Source organism: Streptomyces sp. NPDC031274 (assembly GCF_055570235.1).
Map to the genome: position 1 here is coordinate 1 of NZ_JBVIHP010000076.1, position 3,161 is coordinate 3,161.

At 72.3% G+C, this 3,161-nt stretch carries 1 protein-coding gene and 1 pseudogene; both read right to left on the reverse strand.

The features are described 5' to 3' along the window. Positions 1–1,704 (reverse strand): annotated as a pseudogene (locus ACZ5CR_RS43530) (hypothetical protein); the annotation flags it as partial. 140 nt (positions 1,705–1,844) lie between these two features. Next, on the reverse strand, positions 1,845–3,161 hold a 1,317-nt coding region (locus tag ACZ5CR_RS43535), incomplete at its 5' end, for a discoidin domain-containing protein (RefSeq protein ID WP_468868748.1).

The following is a 3,161-nucleotide window of genomic DNA, read 5'->3' on the forward strand; positions in this document are numbered from 1 at the left end:
CATGCCCAGCGGGTCCTCCGGCTTGAACACGTCCTCGGGCCGGTCGGACCAGAAGGCGTCGCTGACCAGACCCAGCCGGTCGTCGGTGCTCCACCCCACCAGGAAGCGGCCCCCTACGTAGTGCACGCTCTGGCTCGTGGCCTCCTCGGGGAGACGGAACGCGCACGCGGCGCGGCACCCCGAGTGGTCGACTGCGACGGCGCGCTCGCGGGAGAAGACGGTGAGCACGGGCCAGGTGCCCGTCACCCCCGTCACCGTGCCGTCGTCGAACTCGGCCAGGGCGTCCTCCAGGGCGGGCCAGCCGAACTCCTCCGGAAGCCCGGCCCGCAGGGCACGCGCGAGCGGACCCACCAGGTCAAGCTCCGCCAGGGCCTCTTCGATGCCGTCCAGAGCGGTGGCCGTCGGCCGGTCGAGCAAGGACCCGAGCTCGACCACCGACTCCTCGGCGGCGGCAAGTCCTCCGCCGCGCAACTCCTCGAGCAGCCGGGTGATCCGCCCGTGCACCTCGGCATTGATGCCGGCGTTGCCCGGCAGCAGCGTCAGTGCGGTGCCGCGCCGCAGCCGGGCGTGGACCGTGCCCTCCAGGCGCGGCCCGAAGACCGGGTCCCCGGCCAGGGAACGCAGGTCGCGGTGCGAACGCTCGCCCCAGAAGTTGAGCGGCACCCGCAGGCCGGGGTCCTCCACGGCGATGCCAGCGGCCAGGCAGGTGTCCAACAGATCGGCGTCCAGGCCTGTGTAGTGGTGCCGCGTCCTGTGCACCTGGACCGGCCTGCCCTCCGCGCGGACGAACGGCGCGAGTCCGGTCACCAGGTCGAGCAGTTCCCGCGGAAGCTGCTGGCGGCTGACGCCGCCGCCGTCGGCCTCCCGATAGCCGTAGGCGTACGTGAACCGCCCGAGCCAGGCCCCGCAGCCGCCCTCGGGCGTGACCCGGCCCGCCACCATGGCGTCGCTCGCTCCGGAGCGGGCCAGCAGGCGCAGCCAGGCGGCGCCGTCGGTGTTGTGGGAGGGGAAGAGGTCCACCAGGGCTGTGCTCAGCGCGTCGTCGGCCGGGTGGTCCGCGAGTACGGTGGCCGCCGCGTCGAGGAGGGCGTCCGGCACGGCCTTCCCGCGCGCCTGGCGCAGGACTTCGCCGAGGACGCGCGCCTCCTCCGCCTGCCCGAGGCCGGCGCTCCGCACCGAATTCCGGATCCGCGCGGCCAGGTCGGCGGCGAGGCCCGCGGGTGACCCCGCCCACGCCGTCAGGAAGCGCACGAACTCCTGATGCGCACGCTCCGGAGACAGCGAGGCGGCCAGCCACCGCTGATGCGCGCCCATCTCCTTGGCGGGCAGGGCGCCCGCGCCGGCGAACAACAGGACGTTCTCCAGGCGGTGTCCCTCGTCGACCGGGAGTCCCAGCTCCTGCTCGGCCTGGCGTGCCAGTGCGTAGGCACGACCGGCGTGACGGGGCTGCCCGGAGCTGAGCCGGTGACCCACCGTGTCCCAGAACCACGGCCGGTGCGCCTCGGGCAACCGCTGGGCGCGCCAGCCCAGTTCCCGCAGCACCCGCCCCGGCTTCTCGTACGCCCGCACGAGCTCGGTCCGCAGCAGCTCTGTCGACTCCTCGGCGAGCGGCTCGGCAGCGGGGTCATGAGCCCTTACCCAGTCGAGGTACAGCGTGGAGGAGTGGGGGTGCGTCGGCAGAGGAATCACAAGCGCTGGAGCCATGTCGAAGATCCTGACACGCGCCACTGACAACGCCGCCGCGCCGGTGGTGGGCGGGACCTCGGCCGGGCTCGGCTCCCGGTTCCTCAGCCCCACCCCTCTCTCTCTCGGATCCCGTCAACTGCCGCCACCGACGGTTGCGTTCAGTCGGTGACGGTGAGTTCGTTCAGGACAGGTGCCTTCTTCGCCGCCTTGACCGTGAGCCTTACGTAGCGGACCGGTTCCGTGCCCGGCGCGTGCCATGTGCGGCCGTTCGTCGACGTCTCGACGGTGTGGCCGGCGGGCTTGACCGTCCACTTCGGGGTGACCGCACCGACCTTGGACGGCCGCCCCAGGTCTACTGTCAGGGCCGACTTCTCGGCGGTCGGCGACCATGCGGTGACCGGGTTGCCGTCCACCGCTGCCGCCGCGTACAGACCGGGGTCCTCGGAGGTCGCCTTCGCCGGGCGGCAGCGCGCGAGGTCACTCGTCGGCTTCAGGTCGGGGCGGCGGGTCTTGAGGACGGCCGGGGCGCCCTCGCCGACCGTGAGCCGCCCCTTCGGGGAGTCGATCGGGAAGGGGCTTCCCGAAGTGAGCCGGACCGTCGTCTCCTCGGGGCCGATCGCGATGTCGTACGTACGGCCGCGCCACTCCATCCCGCGCAGCGTCACGCCCTTCTTGAGCTGCGGCGGAAGCGTCGGGTCGAGCTTCACGGAGTCCTCGCGCAGCCGCAGGCCCGTCAAGCCGTGCGTGAACACCTGCAAGAAGCCGCCCTTTCCGGTGAGGAAGTCCTGCGCGGGTGAGCCCGCGAGAGCGTCGCCCGCGCCCGCCTTGTCGCCGCGCGCCTCGGAGAAGAGGGCGAACGGGCCACGCATGAACGGACGTACGGACCGCTGGAGGAAGGTGTACGCCGAGCAGCCCGGCTCACCGATCGCGGCGGCGTCGATCGCGTGCACGGAGTCCGTCATCGCGGGCCCGTCGGGATCGGTGCGCGCGCTGTAGTAGTCGAGGGTCGCGGCAGCGGCGCCCTTGGGCATGGGCCAGTCCAGGGGGTAGGTGAGCAGCACGGTGTCGGCCTGCTTGATGGTCGACCCGGTGTAACCCGCGTACTGGAGATAGATCTTGCGTTTCGGGTCGTACGGGATGCGGATGCGGTCGGCGGTCCTGGTCCAGGCGGCCGGGGCGGTCCGGTCGAGCACGCGGGCCGCGCTGACCGCCGAGCGCAGGGCGGTGGCCGCGACCGCGTTCGTGTAGACGCCGTCCGTCACGCCGTTGCTGTACTCATCGGGGCCCGCGACGTTCTGAATTGAATGACTGCCGTCTTCATTGCGGTGCGTGCGCGACGTCCAGTAATCGGCGATGCCCTTCAGGAGCGGCCAGCCGCGCGAACGCAGCCAGTCGCGGTCACCCGTCGCGAGGTAGTACTGCCACGCGGCGAGCGCGATGTCGCCCTGGAGGTGGTTCTGCTGGACGCAGTGCGG